Annotated in this window: 14 protein-coding genes; 9 read left to right on the top strand and 5 right to left on the bottom strand. The window is 49.0% G+C overall.

All coding sequences use genetic code 11. The features are described 5' to 3' along the window. Positions 1-356: 356 nt before the first annotated feature. Positions 357-1,451 carry an AI-2E family transporter gene (locus tag AOA63_RS15705; protein ID WP_053960746.1) on the bottom strand — a complete coding sequence of 365 codons (1,095 nt, stop codon included), beginning with the start codon at positions 1,449-1,451 and terminating at the stop codon, positions 357-359. 271 nt (positions 1,452-1,722) lie between these two features. On the opposite strand from AOA63_RS15705, the gene AOA63_RS15700 reads away from it, so the two are divergent. Beyond that, complete coding sequence (locus AOA63_RS15700; RefSeq protein WP_053960745.1) at positions 1,723-2,463, top strand: M48 family metallopeptidase; 741 nt, start codon at positions 1,723-1,725, stop codon at positions 2,461-2,463. Between the two features lie 283 nt (positions 2,464-2,746). Here AOA63_RS15700 and AOA63_RS15695 read toward each other — a convergent pair whose 3' ends face one another. The 3 genes from AOA63_RS15695 to AOA63_RS15685 all read right to left on the bottom strand — a co-directional run bounded on the left by AOA63_RS15695 (position 2,747) and on the right by AOA63_RS15685 (position 6,735). Then, on the bottom strand, positions 2,747-3,073 hold the full coding sequence (locus AOA63_RS15695) for a hypothetical protein (RefSeq protein WP_053960744.1): 327 nt from the start codon (positions 3,071-3,073) through the stop codon (positions 2,747-2,749). Positions 3,074-3,200: 127 nt separating this feature from the next. Further along, the gene (locus tag AOA63_RS15690) at positions 3,201-5,000 is read right to left on the bottom strand and encodes an ABC transporter ATP-binding protein (RefSeq protein ID WP_053960743.1); all 1,800 of its coding nucleotides are present in this window, start codon (positions 4,998-5,000) and stop codon (positions 3,201-3,203) included. Beyond that, complete coding sequence (locus AOA63_RS15685; RefSeq protein WP_082344071.1) at positions 4,993-6,735, bottom strand: ABC transporter ATP-binding protein; 1,743 nt, start codon at positions 6,733-6,735, stop codon at positions 4,993-4,995. The genes AOA63_RS15690 and AOA63_RS15685 overlap by 8 nt, the downstream gene beginning before the upstream one ends. A 674-nt stretch (positions 6,736-7,409) precedes the next feature. On the opposite strand from AOA63_RS15685, the gene AOA63_RS15680 reads away from it, so the two are divergent. The 3 genes from AOA63_RS15680 (at position 7,410) to AOA63_RS15670 (ending at position 11,100) form a co-directional block, all read left to right on the top strand. Then, positions 7,410-7,784 carry a hypothetical protein gene (locus AOA63_RS15680; protein WP_053960742.1) on the top strand — a complete coding sequence of 125 codons (375 nt, stop codon included), beginning with the start codon at positions 7,410-7,412 and terminating at the stop codon, positions 7,782-7,784. 334 nt (positions 7,785-8,118) lie between these two features. Next, positions 8,119-9,057, top strand: a complete 939-nt coding sequence (locus AOA63_RS15675; RefSeq protein WP_053960741.1) for a D-2-hydroxyacid dehydrogenase — start codon at positions 8,119-8,121, stop codon at positions 9,055-9,057. 603 nt (positions 9,058-9,660) lie between these two features. Further along, on the top strand, positions 9,661-11,100 hold the full coding sequence (locus tag AOA63_RS15670; protein ID WP_053960740.1) for an FAD-binding oxidoreductase: 1,440 nt from the start codon (positions 9,661-9,663) through the stop codon (positions 11,098-11,100). 1,253 nt (positions 11,101-12,353) lie between these two features. Here the strand turns inward: AOA63_RS15670 and AOA63_RS15665 are convergent. Further along, positions 12,354-12,569 carry a hypothetical protein gene (locus tag AOA63_RS15665; protein ID WP_053960739.1) on the bottom strand — a complete coding sequence of 72 codons (216 nt, stop codon included), beginning with the start codon at positions 12,567-12,569 and terminating at the stop codon, positions 12,354-12,356. A 410-nt stretch (positions 12,570-12,979) separates the two neighbouring features. Here AOA63_RS15665 and AOA63_RS15660 point away from each other — a divergent pair, with 410 nt between their 5' ends. The 5 genes from AOA63_RS15660 to AOA63_RS15640 all read left to right on the top strand — a co-directional run bounded on the left by AOA63_RS15660 (position 12,980) and on the right by AOA63_RS15640 (position 19,772). Then, positions 12,980-13,369, top strand: coding sequence for a cupredoxin domain-containing protein (locus AOA63_RS15660; protein WP_053960738.1), 390 nt, complete (start codon positions 12,980-12,982; stop codon positions 13,367-13,369). Between the two features lie 394 nt (positions 13,370-13,763). Continuing rightward, complete coding sequence (locus AOA63_RS15655; protein ID WP_053960737.1) at positions 13,764-16,634, top strand: molybdopterin-dependent oxidoreductase; 2,871 nt, start codon at positions 13,764-13,766, stop codon at positions 16,632-16,634. 3 nt (positions 16,635-16,637) lie between these two features. Further along, positions 16,638-17,303, top strand: coding sequence for a 4Fe-4S dicluster domain-containing protein (locus tag AOA63_RS15650; RefSeq protein WP_053960736.1), 666 nt, complete (start codon positions 16,638-16,640; stop codon positions 17,301-17,303). Further along, complete coding sequence (locus AOA63_RS15645; RefSeq protein WP_053960735.1) at positions 17,300-18,244, top strand: dimethyl sulfoxide reductase anchor subunit family protein; 945 nt, start codon at positions 17,300-17,302, stop codon at positions 18,242-18,244. Before AOA63_RS15650 ends, AOA63_RS15645 begins: the two co-directional genes overlap by 4 nt. A 37-nt stretch (positions 18,245-18,281) precedes the next feature. Beyond that, the gene (locus AOA63_RS15640) at positions 18,282-19,772 is read left to right on the top strand and encodes an MFS transporter (RefSeq protein WP_053960734.1); all 1,491 of its coding nucleotides are present in this window, start codon (positions 18,282-18,284) and stop codon (positions 19,770-19,772) included. Positions 19,773-19,806: the final 34 nt, after the last annotated feature.

The following is a 19,806-nucleotide window of genomic DNA, read 5'->3' as shown; positions in this document are numbered from 1 at the left end:
ATCAGGCGGTGTCAAACAATTCCCCAGAAACCCGGCGCGGAGTTCCCGTCCTCAGGGCAGGGAGGATGAGAGCGAATTTTCCAATGCTGTATCAAAGGCTCATAGGCGGTTGAAATCACAGAACTATCACCGCAATGCTCGACACTGTAATGAGGGATTCAGTCCCCAGGTATAGCCTTTGAAATGACGAAGGCGCCATTTAAATCTGTGACGGGAAATTGGCAATCAGAAAAGAGATCTTTGCCGGTTCCCGCCACAAAACTCCTGGAGGAAAGTTAAACAGGGGATTTGTTTGACCTATGGGCGGACTATCCCAAAACAAAAACAAAGGTTCTGTCCGTCTTGATTTTAAGGTATTACCTGGCATCTTTAGGCGGTGAACTTGCATAAGCACGCCAAGCGCCTGCTCCGGCGCGAATGCCAGCCACGGCAATGCCAGCGGCTGGCACGGCAAATAAGGCACCCCAGATGCCTAACCAGGTGGCACCAATGAGTAGCGCAATAATCGAAATGATGGGATGTAATCCTAATTGGTCGCGCATTATGCGCGGGCCGAGTACATCAGATTCAAGAAGATGAATGCCGAGTAACATAATCAAGACTTCGGGAACGTGAAGTGAGGGATGATCCAATAACGCAAAAATTAATGGCAATAGGGAACCGATTACCGGACCCAGCAAGGGAATCAGTTCTCCCACCGCGGCAATGACTCCGACAGTGACCGCATCGGGCAGGCCGATGAGGGACGTGCCGATGCCAAAGGCTAGTCCTATCAGTACGGATAATAAGAGCTGCCCGCGGACATATCCACCGACCACGCGGGCAACCGTTTGTTCCACGGCAAGGACTGCGGGCAGGGGACCTGGGGGAATCAGATGTTCGAGCGACGACTCAATGCGTGGGGCATCGAGTAACATGTAGACCGTGAGGATAATGATTAATACCGTATCAACCAGTCCTTTAATAATACTGGTTAAGACCCGCACAGTGTCATGAATGGCTGCTGACGATGCGGCTGAAGCATGCTGGAGCGCGGTGTGTTCAATTTGCTGGATGTTCAAATGAATACCGGCATTGCTTAGGAATGTCAGAATGAGCGGGATGAGGCGTTCAACGTCGCTGGGTAATTGCTTCGCTAAAACCTGTAACTGCATGACGATAATTGAGGACAGACCGCCAATACCGCCGAAGAATACGACAAGAGATCCTAAAACGACAATCAGAACTGCCCAACCGCGTCGAATGCGGCGTGAAAGCCATCTAACGAGTGGATTTAACATGATGACAATGGTGACCGAGAGCACGAGGACAATGACGACTTCGTGTAATCGGCTTAAGATGTGTTCCGCAGCAAAGATGATAATACCGGCTAAAATCACGACCATTAAACTATCTTTAATGCGTTCCAAGCGACTCGTTTTTGCGGGAGCCAGAGGTGGAACCATATTCATCACAAACCCTCCATTGCAGTTGGTTTTCTTCTGAATTTCACAGGAATTGTACAAGACGTTGATTCTTATTGTGCCATAGTCAAAACTTTATCCCCTATAAACGCGTCATAAATCTTGCCATGCCGTATCCGCTCTCATCTTGCTATACTAGGGAATGCGGATTCCAAGGCACCTTAGGTGAAGGAAAAATCCCTCATGAAGAGGCCAGCGTTTCGGGATGTTCCTGCCCTGCGCCGAGAAAATTGGAGAAAAAGGAGCCAGTCACAGAGTAATGGGCCCAGTCAAAGGACAAATTATCGCCACACAAGAGATTTCCAGCGGCACAACGCGTTTGACGTACCATGTGATTATGCGGCCTAATAGGCGGCGAGCAGCATTAAGAATTGAGGCAGACGGCTCATTAACGGTTCTAGTCCCGCCCGGATATCCCATGGAACGGGTTCAGTCTTTTGTCCAGCAAAATATCCCCTGGATTCTCAAACATCATCAGACCGTACAGCAGTATGAGGCCAAAACTTTTCGCGAGGGCGAAGTATTTTCATTCTACGGCGAGCCATTGACCCTTTCCTTTTGCCAAGATTATACGTGGCCCATAGTGCGTCAGGAAAATGGCCAACTTATCGTCGGTAACATGTCATTAATCGGGTATCAGGATCCCTCACAATTTGTGCGGAACCAATTAATTCAGTGGTATTATGAACAGGCTGTGAAAAGTTTAGTACCACGTTTTCAATCATGGGCCCAGCAACTGGGGCAATTTCCTGCCCATGTCAAAATTCATGAATATCGCAGTCGCTGGGGGTATTGCCGCCAAGATGGCTTGATTGCTTTCAATTGGCGCATAGTGCAAGCTCCTGCTAGAGTGGTTGATTATGTGCTGGTCCACGAATTGACGCACTTAAGTTATCCGCACCATCAGAAACCGTTTTGGAATGCAGTCGGTCAAATTCTTCCGGATTATCACCAGGACAAGAAATGGCTTAAGGACTATGGCCATCAGCTTCAATGGTAAGGCAGAGAGGGTCAAGACGGCGAGTGCCGGGAATTTTTTTTAAAGGATCCCGTTATACCATCAAAACGCCATATGTCTCGTCACCGAAAGCGAAAATCAAAAGATGGGGCTTGACATTCGGGCATGTATAATATGCCCATGACGAGGAGTGGGACGGAATGAGACTCACACATTCTTATGCATCTTCGCCTGCTTTGGTGCGTTAGTTCCGTGAGGGATCGTCACGAAAAACGTCTGCAAGCTTGGGGGCTCCATGACAATCCCTCAATTGACGGAGCGCACTTCATGAGTTGCGCTTCTTAGCGTGCCCTCCAAACCGATCGGCTAGTCTTTGAGCCACGGGCTCAATCATTGCCTCATTCCATCCTGTCCGCCGATTGGCATGGATGTCGATCCAGATGGCGTTCCGCGGGGGCCATACTGTTATTTCAAGAAGTCCAGAATACTGCGGGTGTCCTAAATGGCAGTGAGTCGACCCTTTTTTCGATAGTAACGTGGTCTCTTCCTTGACGAGCAAGCCGAATTCCTGAGCCAATTTCCGGATGGTCGCGAGGACCGTGTCTTCATTCCATATAGCGATATCCGCGTCTAAGATGTCGTACGTGACCATGAGATCCACTCCTCTGATCGCAATAATTATCTATCTCATTCGCTTTTCGTTCAGAACGTCGGGAACACCCAATAAGATCGCCAGAGCTTGGAATTGCGCGATGTTATCCATCTTGACGCCGGTTCTCTCACGCCGAACCGGTGGGCTCCAGCATCCATGCGGATTTGTGAATCATATGGGCATAATACCCGTCATGGGCCAGTAATTCGTCATGGGTACCGGATTCCACGATCCGTCCATGGTCTAGCACGAAGATGCGGTCAGCAAAGCGCAAGGTTGACAACCGGTGAGCTATGACTATGGTGGTGCGATTCTTGGCTACTTCCATTAATCCTTTTTGTACTGCCATCTCACTGACGGCATCTAAATTGGCGGTAGCCTCATCAAGCACTAAAATCTTGGGATTGAGCAGAATGGTGCGAGCAAAAGCCAACAGTTGTCGTTGACCGGTTGATAAGTTGGAACCATGGGGAGTCAGCCAGGTATCATAGCCTTGGCGCAGCCGCCGAATAAAGAGATCCGCCCCAGTGATCTGACACGCCTCTTCAATTTGTTCCAAAGAAATGTCGTCACGAAATAGACGAATATTATCGGCGATCGTGCCCGAATAAAGATTCACATCTTGCTGCACGATGGCCACAATCTTGTGTAGGTCCTGTTGCCGGATTTGGCGAATGTCAATCCCATCGATGCGAATGGCTCCTTCACTTACATCGTAAAACCGCGCTAAAAGACTGATCAACGTGCTTTTGCCAGCACCTGTTTCGCCGGCAATGCCTATAAATTGTCCGGGAGCGATATGCATGGTAATGTCCTGGAGAATAGGAGCTTCCGGCTTATAAGCGAAAGACACGTGATCAAAATCCACCTGTCCTACTATAGAAACTGAGGATGGATCCAACGAATAAGGGGAATCGGGGTCTTTGAGGGTTGGAGAAGTGGCCAACACGGAACTGACCCGTTCGAATGAAATCATAGACGATTGCAAGGTATTCCAGTTTTGTGTCAAAGAATTAATCGGTTCAAAAAATTGCTGTATGTAAGAAATAAAAGCATAAAGGACACCGATTTTGATACTGTGGTGGAAAACGGCCAATCCTCCTGCCCAGGCCATAAACGCGACGGCCAAATTGCCGAGTAAGTCAAAACTCCGGTTAAATAACACATCCCAGCGAAATTCGTTGACATTAGCATTTTGATACGGCAAATTGAGCTGATTGAAGGCATCGAGCTGCTTTTTTTCTTGATGAAAGATTTGGATAATGCGCATGCCCGACAAGTTCTCTGCGATGAAGCCAATTAACCGAGATTGCCGTGAACGCGTAGTATTATAAATTTTATGCAAACGCGGACGGAAAATCGCCGAAATCAGCACAATTAAAGGAATGACCAAGGCACTTAGCAAACCCAACCGCCAATTTAACAAAAGCATGGCCCCCATAACCAAAATAATGGTTAATCCGTCGCGGATGACACTCAACAGAAACTGTGTGAAAAACTGGCTAATGCGTGTGGTATCGCTTGCTACATTGGTGATAAGACGGCCTGTATCATGCGTTTCAAAATAATCCATAGATAGCGATTCAATGTGGGAAAACAAATCAATCCGAATTTGCCGAACGATTTGCTGCCCGGCTGACGCGATGACACGGGTTTGATACAAATTGGCTAATAACCCCACCAATGTGATCGCGAGATAAAGAAACCCGATTTGAATTAAAGGAGATAAAATGGAATGTTTGACCAACAAATAACGGTCAATGGCTACCTTAACTAAATAAGGTTGAATGACTTGAGTCAGGTTATAGAGGATGACGAGAGCAATGACACCGGCAAAAAGGCGGGTATAGGGTAGTGCATAAACCAGCAAGCCCTTTATCGGACTGTGGATAGGAACATTCGGCGATTTTGAAGGTTTACTAGGCATGCTGTTCACTTCCTTGCGACTGGATGTCATAGAGTCTAGCGTAAAAACCGTGTTGGGCTAAGAGTTGAGCGTGGGTACCATATTCGATGACTTTTCCGTCATCAAGAACCATGATGTGATCAGCCAATCTTAATGCGGAAAGACGGTGACTGGTAATTATTAGCGTGCGACCCTGGTTATGCAATTTTTTTAACGTGTCCAAAATAATTGATTCGGTGACGCTGTCGACAGCACTGAGGGAATCGTCGAGAATAATCACTTGAGCTTGGGTTTTCATCAACGCCCGCGCGATAGCGATCCGTTGACGTTGACCACCAGATAATGTCAAGCCGTGTTCGCCTACGATGGTTGAAAAGCCCTCAGGCATCGCTTGGATAGCTGTTAAAATATTCGCTTCAGATGCTGCTTGCTGGATCTTCTCGGGGTCTGGTTGGGGCAGAGGAAAGGCAATATTTTGCCCGATACTCAGAGAAAACAGAAACCCATCTTGCGGGACATAGGCTATATAATCACGCAAGGCTTCGCGACTGACGTCGCGGATATCGGTATCGCCAATGAAAATGGTTCCGGGGGGCGGATCGATTTCCCTTAGCAGTAACCGTGCTAAGGTCGTTTTGCCTGCTCCCGTGCGTCCGACGATGCCAAGAATGCTGCCTGGAGGAATGCGCAGACGGATATTTTGTAGGGCACAATGATCACTGTGGTCATAACAAAAGCTGAGGTCATGGAATGTGATGGCACCTGCTTGGGGCAGAGCTTTTGGCATAACAGGATCCGTGATTTGCGGTTCGGCTTCTAAGAGGATTTGGATTCGCAGTAACGACGCGGACGAATTTTGAAAGATATTGATCACGTTCCCAAATTGCATTAAGGGACGGACCATCATGCTCAAGTAAACGGTAAAAGCGACAAAAGCCCCAATTGAAATGTTGTGGTGGAGCGTTAAGTATCCCCCATACATCAATGTTATGGCAAAACTAATCCCGCTCAAAAGCGGAATTATAGCCTGAAATGTGGTATTGAGGCGGACAAGCTGCATGGAATTATCATAAATCGTATCGACTTTTGTGGTAAAACGCTGGCGTTCAATGGCCTCATTCCCCGTTGACTTGATTAACCGGATACTTTGCAAACTTTCCTCAGTTAAATCCGACATGCGGGAAAGGGATTCCTGCACGATGCGGGATTGTTGACGGATTTTGGGCCCTAATTTCACCACGACCACAGGAATTAATAAGAGAGGAATGAGACTGATAAGCGTCAAACTCAAATTAATATCCTTGATGGTCATCACGAGTGTCGCCGCAAACAGAAAAATGGCCTGAAGACTTTGGTTAATGCCTCCGGCTAATGCTTGTCGAATGGCCGGGACATCATTAAGAACATGGGACAGCAAATCGCCCACGGTGTGTTGACTAAAATATTCTAATTCGAGTGTCTCCCAGTGTTGAAAGAGTCGGCGACGCAGATTTCCTTCAAATATTCTCGCTAATTTTCCAATAGTAAATTGCCCAATGCCAAAAAGACCGACATACAGGGTTGATATCACCGCCAGTTTTAGGGCGTAATGTTCTATGACTAGTGGGGTGATGCCGTGATGGAATTGATCAATAAACTCCCCAATAATAAAAGGAATTTGGACTTGGATAACTTTCGCGATACCAATACTCGCGATAGCTAGCAGATATTGACGGAGATGCTCACGAAAAAAATCGCGAACGAGACGGTGCCCCATGATTTGATTGCTCCTCGATTTCATGATTCCACAAATATGTAGTGCAGGCATGTTGGCCTGTTATGACTTAGGAATAGTGCTGCGATTTATGCCAAAGCCGTGTGCCCAATAAAAGTCCTCTTCTTTGGTGTCATGGAACCTCATCATTCCAAAACACCAAAGAACAGGCTAGAATCCATGTTACCACAAAGTATCCATAATCTTCGATAATTATGGAATCGGTATACAAGCGGATCAGAGATTTCTCCCTTGGTTGAACGATACTATGTGAAAGACCGAACAAATTTACCCGTAAATTCTCTGTTAGGATTTGGCATAGATAACTAGAGATCCGATAATGGAAAATAAACCACTCACTGAACCGGAAGAGTTGACGGCTTGCCGCGGTGTTTAAGGAGGTTATGACAATCCATATTTTGACCACAATTTTTACCGGATTCGCAATATTTGCCTCGGTTTTATATGCCGTAACACGCTAAATTTCGTCTTTGGGACGCATGCCTTGTGATTTCAGATATGAATCGGTGTCAGCCTGATCTCAATAACTATAGTGGTATAACCCAATGTTTTGACTCAACAGGAATTCCGGAACAAATTTGTTCTTAGTGCTCATAACTTCAGGCATAGTGTACGATAGATTTATTGTTCACACACTGGGAGAGGGGCTAAGAGCAATGAATGAGCAAGACAACCAGATGACACGCTTATTATCGGCTTTGTTACCTGATGAAACGGTCTCCGGGGATCCGTATTGGGCCCTGATGCAGTGGAATCACAATCATTTGACGGGAGCTTTATGGATGATTCCTTATCAAGATCATCATGTTATTCCTTTATTTACATCACGGGAGCAGGCTGAACAGATTCGTCACACCATCAAAGAACCGGAGCAGTATGTGGTGCGTGGATTGTCACGGACGCATTTGCACTTTGTGGTGCGCACAGCATCAGAGGGAATACACTTTGCCGTGGTCGATGAAATTTTTGCAAATGGACAGTTTGCCTTAACGCTGATGACCACGCAAAACCTTTTAGCCCGTGACGTTTAAGACCAATGTACAGTTGATAGATGATACATAGCGAAAAAATTTTAAACGGGTTACCCCAGATGTTGGATGGAGTGATCTTGTTCCCATCATACGCATAGCCCGTACTAAAATCTAGCGGGGTGGTGTCGATGACCTATCTTGGCTCACCTTGATGAGATTCCGGATGAGTGCACAGGCTATTACCTAGCTTGTTGCTGCTGTCTAGATCCTATGTAAATGCTATGTTATCTGAGCAATTCCCACTGTAATCCGTAAGGAATGGCGAATGGGCAAACCCTGCTCAGGACAGCTTTGCGTTGTCAGAACAGCATAATGAAGAGAGAAGGAGAAAAAATTGGCATGCCCCAGAATTATTGTCTACCGCAGTGGGCACGAACGTATCGGTGAAATACTGCAGGAAATGAACTGTCCTGGAGAGATTATCACGGCAAGAACATTAGATGAATTTAGAGAAGTAGTGCCATCTGCGGAGATCATCTTTGGGTGGAAGATTCCGCCTCACCTGTTTCGTAAAGCGCACCAGTTACGGTGGATTCAATCGATGGGAGCAGGCGTTGATGATTTAGTCAGCAATCCCTATCTTCCTTCTACGGTAATAATCACCCGGATTGTGGACCAATTTGGGCCACCTATTGCCGAATTCGTTTTTGCTGAACTGTTAGCTCATGTGCGCAAGTTAGATCGCTTGCGTCAGCAACAACAAGACCATTTATGGGAGCCGTTTGCAGTGGGAACCCTACGAAACCAGCGGATTGGGATTGCGGGGCTGGGATCGATTGGACAAGAATTGGTGCGTAAGGCGCGGGCATTCGATATGGTGGTGTATGGATTAAGCAGTGTTCCAAAACCGGAAATGGTCGATAAAGCATTTAGTTCCGCAGAATGGATTCCGTTTGTGGAATCATTGGATTATCTGGTGATTACCTTGCCGGTTACCGAGAAAACGCGGGGGATTGTTGGTGAGCAAGTGCTCCGGGCGATGAAACCGGAGGCTTTGATTATCAATGTCGGCCGTGGTGAAGTGATCGATCAAAAGGCTTTAGTGGACGCCCTGACAACAGGCCAAATTGCAGGCGCGGTGCTTGACGTGTTTGAAACCGAACCTTTGCCTTCTGGTCATATTTTGTGGGACTTGCCGGGAGTACGGATTTCTCCCCACATTGCGGGACCGAGTGTCGATGAGTATGTGGCCCAATATTTTGTGACGAATGTCCAGCGCTATATAAATCACGAACCTTTATATGGATGGGTCGATCGGCAACGGGGCTATTAGAGCGCATCTGTCATCAGAATAAGGGCGAGCGATAGGGTGGAGTTACAAATATAGGAGTTGATACTTCAATTCACCTATCGCGACCTTTTGCGGGTAGCTAACCTGCCTCTCTGGGTCAAATTTCTCCACGGTGGCTTCGAAGTCTCGATACATGGTGGCAAAAATCGTTTACCAGTCTTTTAAGATTTCTTTTGAGGAAGACTAACTGCGGATAGGTGATCACAAAGACTCACTGTCCAGGCGTTTGTGGATCCTCATTTCATTTATAACCCCAGTGACCAAAACACATTCAAGAACAGCCAATGCCCACTGAATGATTCGCTTCACAGCGGTCATGGCTCTCTTTGTTATTTTCTCAGGATATTTTAGTAGAAGGTCGCAATATCACCCAACGAACGCTCCTTATCCTGCCGGACTGGATGGGGACGGGTTAGCCCTGATGGGTCGGATGGTGAAACCCAAGCTAAGCGCCTGAAAAGGTTTTTAGCATGGCGGTGAAGTTCGGATCTAAGCGTCGAGCTTTAGGTCAGGGCAGTTAACATGAGACAAAAATGAGATTCTCCATGAGGCGCGGATTGCTATAGTGAAACCAGCGTGCCGAAGATGATGCAGCTTGACAAATTGATTCAAGGAGGATGGAGTTTGGCTCTCGCGAACATGGAAGAAGAATATAGAAAGCTTTCCGACTCGCTCGGCGGATTGGTCCTTTTGCCCCACGATCCGGCGTACGACAACGCGCGCCAGGTGTGGAACCGCCATCACGACCGGAAACCTGCTCTCATCGTTCGCCCGTCGGGAGCCCATGATGTGGCGGCAGCGGTGCGTTTTGCCAAAGAGCACGGTCTTGGGATATCGGTCAAAAGTGGCGGACACCATGTTTCCGGGCTGGGGGCGTGTGATGGGCAACTAATGATTGATATGTCATTAATGCGCGGGGTGAGCGTCAACCCGGAAACCCGCACGGCCGTGGTGCATGGCGGGGCCCGGGCCATTGACGTCATTAGGGAAACACAGCTCTTTGGACTGGCGCTGCCGACCGGCAACATCGGCCGGGTCGGGGTCGCGGCGCTGGCCCTTGGCGGTGGTTTTGGATTTATGCGCCGGCGTCATGGTCTGACCTGCGATTTTCTTTTGGGAGCCGACTTGGTTCTGGCGGACGGTTCGGTCCGGCATGTTGATGCCGAGCACTATCCGGATTTGTTTTGGGCGATCCGCGGCGGCGGCGGAAATTTCGGAGTAGCGGTGACCCTGTATTTCCGTCTGGTTCCGGTGGGGCCTATGGTCGCCGGAATTCATACCATTTATGGAGCCGCAGATGCCAAAGCGGTGCTGACCGGATGCCGCGACTATCTCGCACAGGCCGGCAATGAGGTAAGCCTCAACATTGACGTATTGTCAATTCCGCCGGCGCCGGAGCTTCCGCCCCCCTTCCGCGGACGAAGCATTATCATGGTAAGCGGTATGCATTCCGGGTCCAATCTCGCCGAGGCGCTGGAAGCGGTTGAGCCGCTACGGCATCTGGCCAAGCCCATCATGGACATGACCGGACCGATGAGCTACCAGGCTCTTCACAGTATTCTCGATCAGATGATGCCAGAGGCTCACATGGGACACGTCGAATCCTTGTACGTCAACGCGTTTTCAGACACCGTGATCGAGAAGATTGTCGAACTCGCTGCCGAGGCCAGGCCTGGCCAGGGTGTAATGTTGTGGCCGTTGGGCGGAAAAATGGCCGAGAATACAGAGGATATGGCATTTGGCGATCGGTCCGCTGGTTTGGTGGTTATGCTGGAGGCCGGCTGGATGGATCGATCAGACTCCGTTCACGGCATCCAATGGGTACAACAGTCCCGCACTGCGCTTTCGGAGTTTGCACACAACGGCAGCACCTATCTTAACATTACCGATCTCGCCTATGACCCGGTGGGGCTTTTGAAAAATGCCTATGGACCCAAATATGACCGGCTCAAGGCGCTCAAAAAACAGTACGACCCCACCAACATGTTTCGGTTTAACGCCAACATCGACCCGGCTGTCGACTAAATCGGTCTGGCTTGTTTTCTGCTCCCAAAGCCCTTGACACCAGGCTTCTGTCCTACGCGGACGGGTTTCATGCCTCCAATCATCCAGATTCAAACCTTTCTCAATGCGAATTTTTTGGGCTGCGGCCGATTTCGGTTTCTGCGGATCTACCGCGCGTCCTTTTGCGGCCGAGATCTATGAGCTCCGTTCCTCCTTTGGCCATCCCATGATCGCCGACAACGGGTTATGCCGACCAACGACCCGCTGAGCCGCTCACGCAGTCCCACGATGTATTGAGGGTTGATCGCAGAATTTACCCGACGAACCGGCACATCCACTCTAATTGCCGTTGCCGCATGCGCTCCAACGCCAGCGCTAACAAAACAATGAGAGTGATCCCGCTCCGGTGTGCATCTTCTAAAGGCTAGAATGGTAGGAAGTTCTCCCCCAACGAGACGTGCAATCGACTGTTCATCCCTTCCACGGCCGTGCCATGGGCCTATTCCCGGATCCATTGTTGCTGGCCCGATTAATCGGCGTAGAGATTCGCCGGTCGTTCTTTAAGAGGATGCGCGATAGGACACATCTTGTGACCAGCACTGGATGCCCCGGCAAAGTGGGAAGGGTTCCCTTTTTTGGAGAGGGGACCCGTCTATTCGAATCCTTCAGGGCTCATCATGTGGATCTGTCCCGTGAGCGGATCCTGACAAAAGACTGCGCAGTAATCATCAGAGTCACCGGTCAGTGGCCCGGCAGGACCTGCGTGGCATCCGGATTCCGCCACATAATTAGGATGTCAACAACGGACTGTCGTGGAACCATCCCAAAATTCCCCAAGAGTTTGATGAGGATAATTCGGCGATTGGGTGGATGCTGGTTTTCAGTACAATTATCGTAGATGACACAAGAGGATTCTCACAAATTTTTGAAGGACATAGCACAGAGAAAATGGGGAAGCCCAAGAGTGCTGTAATCTGAGCCCGAAAAGAATTTGTAGCGTCGTAACAACATATCTCATGGAGCTGACTTTACCTATAGCCTTGAATGGTTATTACCATTACCACAGGTGTCGGCAACCCTTTCGCAAACCGGGAAACCTGCCATGACCAAATTAATGAAGATTATTTTGATGCACAACTTACCGCGTTTCGAACGTGTTCGTTTTTAACAGGCTTCGCCAGCCAAATAATGAAGCCTACGCGAGGGCCATCTGACCGAATGGCAGACTCCACGGATAATCGTTCTAAATTCTCCCCAGGGAATTTGACCGAGAATTATTCATGATGATCATCATTGGGATGGGCTTTGCGCGATGTCGGCGGATCCGGAAATAGCGGGATAACTGGCGCTAATTTGCTGTGCCGCGCTTTTTTGCCCTTGGTTGCGGATAATCTTGCCTCTTCTTGGGAACGGTGTTTTTGTCGTTGCCAAATGAGATAGAAGACCAGAGCCCAAAATAATGGTGTAATAAGCACGAGAAGTCGCAGCACAGTATTCACTCCTTACTAAGAAACTGAGTTAAATGATTAACACCTATTTCTTTACTATTTTACTGCATGTGCAATCACTTAAGTTGTCAATCCCTCAAAAATTCTTTTCACCGGTAGATGAGAAATATTGTTGTATCGTCATTCATCTGGTGAAGCGTTTTCTTGTTGGGGTCGGTCCCATAACATAAAATCCATAGTCCCAGCCGAAAGAATAAGGTCTAGATGCGCTAACGCCTTGTTATAAACTACAATAAGTAGTATAACAAAAGTGTTTTGGATCACAATTCCTCGTCAGCTCTTTAACCGAAAAAATTATTCTTGATGTTTTTTTGGATCCGAAACATTGAGGAAAATTTTAGTTTCCAAGATGAAGGTTTAGTAAAGATAAGTCCTGGAAAGGATGACTTTTTATGGCGCATATCCGTTACCTATTACCCGTCATGGTTCTTTCTGTCATTATTGCGGGGTGCGGAACCCAGTCCTCTTCGTCTCAAGCCATGTCCTCATCTTCGCCAATGACGTCATCATCATCAGCAGCGAAATCCGGACAAGTGGTGTTGTCCAATGGCCACTTTCACCCCGCTCATATTCAGATCGCGAAAGGACAAACCCTGACATTTGTATTTGACGGTATGGGGCAAGATCATTTAGATCTTTTGAATCAAGGACATTTAGTTGCGAGATCACCGGATTTAAACCAAGGAGGAAAATGGCAGTATACGTTTAAGACATCCGGAACATATACCATAGAACCGGAAACCATGACCTACATCCATGGAACTATCTCGGTTCACTCATGAGCAAGGCAGTCCTTCCGAGAAGCGCTTAGTAATAAACGAACGGTCAAGAGGATTTCATCGCGAAGTGGATAAAGCAATGGCTAATGTAGGCTGGGCTTTCCCGTCAGGGGAAGCCTTTTTTGCTGAGACGTGAAAAATATTGGAAATAGAGGGGAAGCCCAGCCAAATGTTCGATATGCCTGTAAAATGCATGAACATCTCGAATGCCTAATGCAAGAGGACTAGGGCTTTTTATCTTTAAGTATAAAAATGATTATATCGAATAGCGTGCTTGTCATTTTATCGAGCTATCAGAAATGACGAGAAGAGCCATTAATGATTCTGTATGCCAGGGTTAAAAAGGACTAGTTACAATGAACCTAAGAATTTATGTTTCCATGGAGGGGGCGTAGTTATGGCGGTAGATGCCGAGAATGTGCAAACGGCTGAAGAACTTAACGTAATCCCGCAACCGACGCCGGCATCAACGCGCAGAGTGCATACCACATGTTATATGTGTGCATGTCGGTGTGGCATCGAAGTGACGGTTGAAGATGAGCGTATTCGCTTTATTTCGGGTATACCCGAATCGCCTGTGAATCACGGTGTATGGTGTGCCAAAGGCGGCGCGGGTATCATGACTCAATATTCTCCAGCCCGATTGACCAGCCCGCTCATGCGAGCACCGGGCAGTGAACGGGGCGAAGGGGAGCTGGTACCCGTTGACTGGGAAACAGCGTTATCCACCGTTGAAGGATGGCTGAGAGAGATTCGGAATACTGATCCGGCCAAGCTGGCCTATTTTACCGGCCGTGACCAGATGCAAGCTTTCAATGGCTACTGGGCGAAACAATTTGGCACACCTAACTGGGCGGCTCACGGGGGATTTTGTTCGGTGAATATGGCCGCAGGGGGCATGTACTCGATTGGCGGGAGTTTTTGGGAATTTGGCTGGCCGGATGTGGAACACGCTCGCCTGTTTATATTGATTGGGGTGGCGGAAGACCATCCGTCGAATCCACTAAAATTGGCCATAGCCAAGTTAAAAGACCGGGGAGGCCGTTTTGTCGTAGTCAATCCGGTTCGTAGCGGTTATGGGGCCTTAGCCGATGAGTGGATTCCGATTCACCCGGGAACTGACGGGGCGTTACTGATGGCGTTTATGCACGTCCTTGTCCAAGAAGGATTATATGATGCCGAATTTCTACGCCGTTATACCAATGCCGCCGCACTCGTGGAACAAGCCCCGGGAACCGAACGTGATGGCCGGATTTGGCAAGCTGAGAATGGCGACATGATGGTGGTTTTGCCTTCTGGTCAATTTGTTCCGTTTAAAGACGCTCAAGGCCAAGGGCAATTGGAAGGCACGTATACTTTTCAAGGCCGCACATTTATGCCAGCATTTCAAATTCTTAAGGACCGCTTGCGCACATGCACCCCGAAATGGGCGGAACAGATCACCCATGTCCCGCGTAAAACCATTGTGCGTTTGGCCTTAGAGATGGGTCAAACGGCTATGAAACATCCGGTATTTTTACCCGAACCGTGGACAGATTTTTACGGGACACGTCATAGCCACACCATCGGGAGGCCCGTGGCTTTTCATGCAATGCGGGGCTTAGCAGCTCATACCAATGGCTTTCAGACTATTCGCGCATTGTTTGATTTGATGATGATGTTGGGGACGATTGATACCCCAGGCGGTTTTCGTTATAAGAGCCCTTATCCGAAAGCTGCACCACCCCCTGTGAGTCCAGCTCCCAACCGGGAGGATTACCAGCCCAATCAGGCTGCCCCCAAGCCTCTATTGGGGTATCCTACCTCTCCCGACGACCTGCTGGTTGAGGGTGACACACCTATTCGGATTGATGAGGCCTATTCATGGAAATATCCGTTGGCCGCACACGGGGTGATTCAAAACGTTATTCGGAATGCCCATGATCAAAGGCCTTACGGTATCGATACATTGATGATATATATGGCCAATATTGCGTGGAACTCGAGTTGGAACACGCTTGAAACCCGGCAAATGTTAACGGCCAAAGATGAAAAGGGGAACTATAAAATTCCCCATGTCGTGGTGATTGACGCCTATGACTCGGAAACAGTAGCATTTGCCGATATTGTCTTTCCGGATACGACCTATCTGGAAAGATGGGATGCCTCGTCCTTGCAAGACCGGCCGATTTCTGAACCAGAAGGACCGGCAGATTCCATTCGCCAACCCGTTGTTCCTCCTCCTCGTGACGTGCGTCCTGCAGCGGATACATTAATTGAATTGGCCAACCGTTTGCAGTTGCCCGGATTTGTGGAAAATGGGAAAGTACGTTACAAGACGTATAAAGACTTTATCCAGTTATGGGAAACTCAACCCGGATCGGGTGTGGGTATTTTGGCGGGATTTCGTGGGCGCGACGGCAAATCCCAATTGGTCGGGGAACCAAACCCGCGTCAGTTGGAGGCCTATGCAAAAAATAAGGCGTTTTGGTTCCAGCCCCTACCGGAAAGTCGGAAATATTACCGTATGGCGAATGTGGAGTACCTTAACTGGTCCAAAGAGGTCAAATTTAATCCGAGCAGTGATCCAATCATCTTGAATTTCTACTCGGATGCATTACAGACCTTTCGGTTGGCGGGGCAAGGATTATGGCCCGGAAAGAAACCTACCGATCCCGCCTTGCGAGAACGCTTAGTGACGTACTTTGATCCCTTGCCATTTTGGCATCCGCCTCTGGAGATGGTGATGGCACCCATTGAGGAATATCCGTTGGTGATGATTACCCAAAGGCCCATGACGCATTACCATTCTTGGGGATCCCAAAATGCTTGGCTCCGGCAATTGCTGCATGAAAATCCCTTGTTTGTCAATCCGCAAACGGCGACCAAACTGGGATTAAAAGATGGGCAATGGGTCTGGATGGAATCCCGCCAGGGACGGATGACGGCTACCTTGCGTTTTTCCGACGCGGTTGAACCCGGTACCGTATGGACGTGGAATGCGATTGCCAAAGCTCCGGGGTCTTGGGGACTCGATCCCAAAGCGCCTGAAAGTCAACGGGCCATTCTTGTCAATCATATTGTTCCTGATACCTTGCCCACTGACTCGGGCGTCTTATTTAACAATGATCCTATTACCGGTCAAGCGGGTTGGTATGATACCCGGGTGCGGATTTATCCATCAGAACTTCATGAGGTCTGGCCGAAAGTGGCGGCAAGAAAACCCAAGCAGGTTGAGATGACACAATTGACCCACTTACGTTATTCCACCCGGAAAGGAGCCCGTTAAACGATGCAGTTGACGATTATCACCGACCTCAACAAATGTGTGGGATGCAAGAGTTGTCAGGTTTCGTGTAAAGAGCATAACACCTCAGGAGAATTCGGCCCTGTGCCAGACCACGAACCTTACGGGGAAGTTGATGGAATGTGGTGGAACCGGGTCCTGTCAGTGGAAGCGGGAGAATATCCCATGGCTTCGGTGATGTACCTGCCTAAAGCCTGTATGCACTGCTATGATGCTCCCTGCGTGCCCGTGTGCCCCACTGGCGCGTCTTATAAACGGGCGGATAACGGGGTCGTGTTAATTGATTACGATGCCTGTATCGGTTGTCAGCTTTGCATGTGGGCTTGCCCCTATGGGGTGCGGGAATTTGACGAGCATGAAGGGGTAGTCAAGAAATGCACGCTATGTATTGACCGCATCGAAGATGAAACACTGCCCGCTAATGAACGGCAACCAGCTTGTGTCCAAAGTTGCCCGACGCACGCGAGAACTTTTGGTGATTTAGACGATCCGGATTCTGAAGTGTCCAAATTGGTGGCTCAACGGCAAGGTTTTACATTGTTGCCCGAGCTCGGCGCCCGTCCTTCTGTCCATTATCTGCCGAGACGTCCGATTCCGCATCAAGTCACCAATGATGAGATCGACCGGGTACTGGAGGCGAGTGAATTATGAAACCAACCTGGCCGCTTTTAGCTTTAACGTTACTTCAGGGATTGTCGGTGGGCTTGATGAGTATAGCGGCAATACTCCTGTTTACTGAGCCTCAGGATCCCAAAATGATTTTTGCTCTGCAAGGGACAGCATTCATCACAGGGGGGATCGGGGGACTGTCCTCGATCTTCCACATGCACCGGCTTCAAGGAGCCAAATACGTGTTGCGCCGGCTTAAAACCTCTTGGCTCAGCCGGGAAGCACTTAGTACGGGTTTATACATGATGGTTGTGGCCTTAACCGTTTTGGTGCATTTGGCGGCTTTGCCGATTTCGGGATTGTGGCAGATACTAAGCGTTATTGCCGCCGTTTTCGGCGTGGCTGCGGTGTATATCACGGCAATGCTCTATGCCACTATCCGGGCGATGCGCAGCTGGCATTCTCCATTGACAGTGCTGATGTTCTTTGGAGCAGCGGCTTTGAGCGGAACCTTGTGGGCATGGGGCATCAGTGGAATGCTTCATGAAAGGATACCGGGATTGCCCATGGCACTCATGGTCGTGCTGGTGATCACGGCGGTATTGAAAGCTCTGCAAATTCGCAATTTCCGCGAAGCGGAGCATATGGTGATGTCTAGCACAGGAACCGGTTTATCTCAAAAGCCCTACCGCGTGATGGACACGGGCACCACCAAACCCCCATATCGTCACCAGACTCAAATTTGGCCAGCCTTGACAGCTGCACAGCGCGGATGGGGCTATGGACTTATGGCCTTCTTACTATGGGTCATTCCGGTGATGTTGTTAGTGCTCTCCCCGGGATTCGATCAAGCAATCGTGGCCTTAGTCAGTGGGAGTTTGGGATTAATTGTGGAACGCTGGATGTTTTTTGGAGATGCCACACATAGTTCTCGAGTTTGGTTTGCCGACGAGCCGAAAAGACCTTCCCAAGTGGCTCGTTAACGGATAGGATTAAATACAATCTCGGAGGTGTAGCCGCGTGGCTAAGGCAACAGGTATTCGCAGTATTTGGCATTCCATGCCTCTGACACGATTTACCACACGCGAGAACTATATTTGGTTAGTCGTGTCAACTGTCTGTATTGGGGCGTTTATGGCCGCATTGGATGCCAGCATTGTCAATGTGGCTTTGCCCGACATGAGCACCTATTTTAATGCCAGTGCATCTCTCGTGAGTTGGGTACTCATTGCCTATTTATTAACGTTGACCACCTTGTTAACCTTATTTGGGCGTTTAGCGGATATGCTTGGACGCCGGCCCCTTTACACATTTGGATTTCTAGTGTTTATTGTTGGATCCGCAGCGTGTGGAGCGGCCGTCAATTTACCCATGCTCATTGTATCCCGGGTCTTTCAAGCGGCAGGCGCAGCGATGCTGCAGGCGAATTCCGTTGCCATTATCACCGCCACGGTGCCGCCGTCTGTTCGGGGCAGGGCCATTGGCTTTCAAGGCTCGGCTCAGGCGATTGGCCTGTCTTTAGGTCCGGCTATTGGAGGCGGGCTGATTGCATTGTTTGGCTGGCGAGCGATATTTTATGTGAATGTGCCCGTTGGTCTGATTGGCACCGCCATGGCTGCGATGATTTTACCGAAAGACAAATTAAGCGGGAAAAAGACCACGTTTGATTGGTGGGGCACTTTGTTTATGACGCCGTTTTTAGTGCTCGTCATGATGGCCTTGACCGAAGGTATGTCGTGGGGATGGGGATCGCCACGAATTCTCGGAATGTTTGCCGGAGCCTTGTTCTTTTTGCTCGCTTTTATTGGGCGGGAATTAAAATTCCGGGCACCTTTAGTAGATATGCGTCTGTTTAAAATTCCGGTATTTAGTATCGGGAACTTTACCGGATTGCTGTCATATCTGGCGATGTTTGGTGTTCTCTTTTTAATGCCTTTCTATTTTGAACGAGTCCTAAGCTTTGACTCGGCAGTATCCGGGCTCATTTTAACGGCCGTGCCCCTTGGAATGACTGTTGCAGCACCGAAAGCCGGGGCATTGGCAGACCGTTATGGACCGCGGCTTCTGACAACAGGAGGCATGGCACTTACGGGCCTAGCTATTGTGGGCTTAGCCTTTACCGTAGCGATTCATGCCAGTTTAATCCCCATGATTATCGAATTGATTTTAGTGGGGGCAGGTCTTGGAATCTTTACGCCGCCAAACAATTCGTCGGTCATGGGGAGTTTACCCAGCTCACGTTTGGGTGTTGGCGGAGGTATTTTAAACATGGCCCGTTCTTTGGGAATGGCGATGGGCACGGCAATTTCGGGCACCATTATGGCGACGTTCCTGGCCTTAAATGGCGGGGTTGAACGGGCTGGAGGACCGAAACCGCCATGGATTCCTGCAACGCGTTATGCTCTTTATGTCCTCGTCGCTCTCTCTTTACTGGCCTCCTTACTTTCCGTTTTCCGGGTAGCAGCGGGAGAAAAAGCGACAACCGTGGAGAAAATGCCACTAGAATGGTAATGAAGAATGTTTATCTTATGGCGGTGCTTTAGAT

Origin of the sequence: Sulfobacillus thermosulfidooxidans (assembly GCF_001280565.1) — a bacterium.
Classification (GTDB): Bacteria; Bacillota; Sulfobacillia; order Sulfobacillales; family Sulfobacillaceae; genus Sulfobacillus; species Sulfobacillus thermosulfidooxidans_A.
This window is presented reverse-complemented; position numbering and strand designations above follow the sequence as displayed.

Coding starts and splice junctions, on each gene's coding strand:
- AOA63_RS15705 (WP_053960746.1), bottom strand. CDS start 1,451: ATGAATATGGTTCCACCTCTGGCTCCCGCAAAAACGAGTCGCTTGGAA.
- AOA63_RS15700 (WP_053960745.1), top strand. CDS start 1,723: ATGGGCCCAGTCAAAGGACAAATTATCGCCACACAAGAGATTTCCAGC.
- AOA63_RS15695 (WP_053960744.1), bottom strand. CDS start 3,073: ATGGTCACGTACGACATCTTAGACGCGGATATCGCTATATGGAATGAA.
- AOA63_RS15690 (WP_053960743.1), bottom strand. CDS start 5,000: ATGCCTAGTAAACCTTCAAAATCGCCGAATGTTCCTATCCACAGTCCG.
- AOA63_RS15685 (WP_082344071.1), bottom strand. CDS start 6,735: ATGGGGCACCGTCTCGTTCGCGATTTTTTTCGTGAGCATCTCCGTCAA.
- AOA63_RS15680 (WP_053960742.1), top strand. CDS start 7,410: ATGAATGAGCAAGACAACCAGATGACACGCTTATTATCGGCTTTGTTA.
- AOA63_RS15670 (WP_053960740.1), top strand. CDS start 9,661: ATGATGCAGCTTGACAAATTGATTCAAGGAGGATGGAGTTTGGCTCTC.
- AOA63_RS15660 (WP_053960738.1), top strand. CDS start 12,980: ATGGCGCATATCCGTTACCTATTACCCGTCATGGTTCTTTCTGTCATT.
- AOA63_RS15655 (WP_053960737.1), top strand. CDS start 13,764: ATGGCGGTAGATGCCGAGAATGTGCAAACGGCTGAAGAACTTAACGTA.
- AOA63_RS15650 (WP_053960736.1), top strand. CDS start 16,638: ATGCAGTTGACGATTATCACCGACCTCAACAAATGTGTGGGATGCAAG.
- AOA63_RS15645 (WP_053960735.1), top strand. CDS start 17,300: ATGAAACCAACCTGGCCGCTTTTAGCTTTAACGTTACTTCAGGGATTG.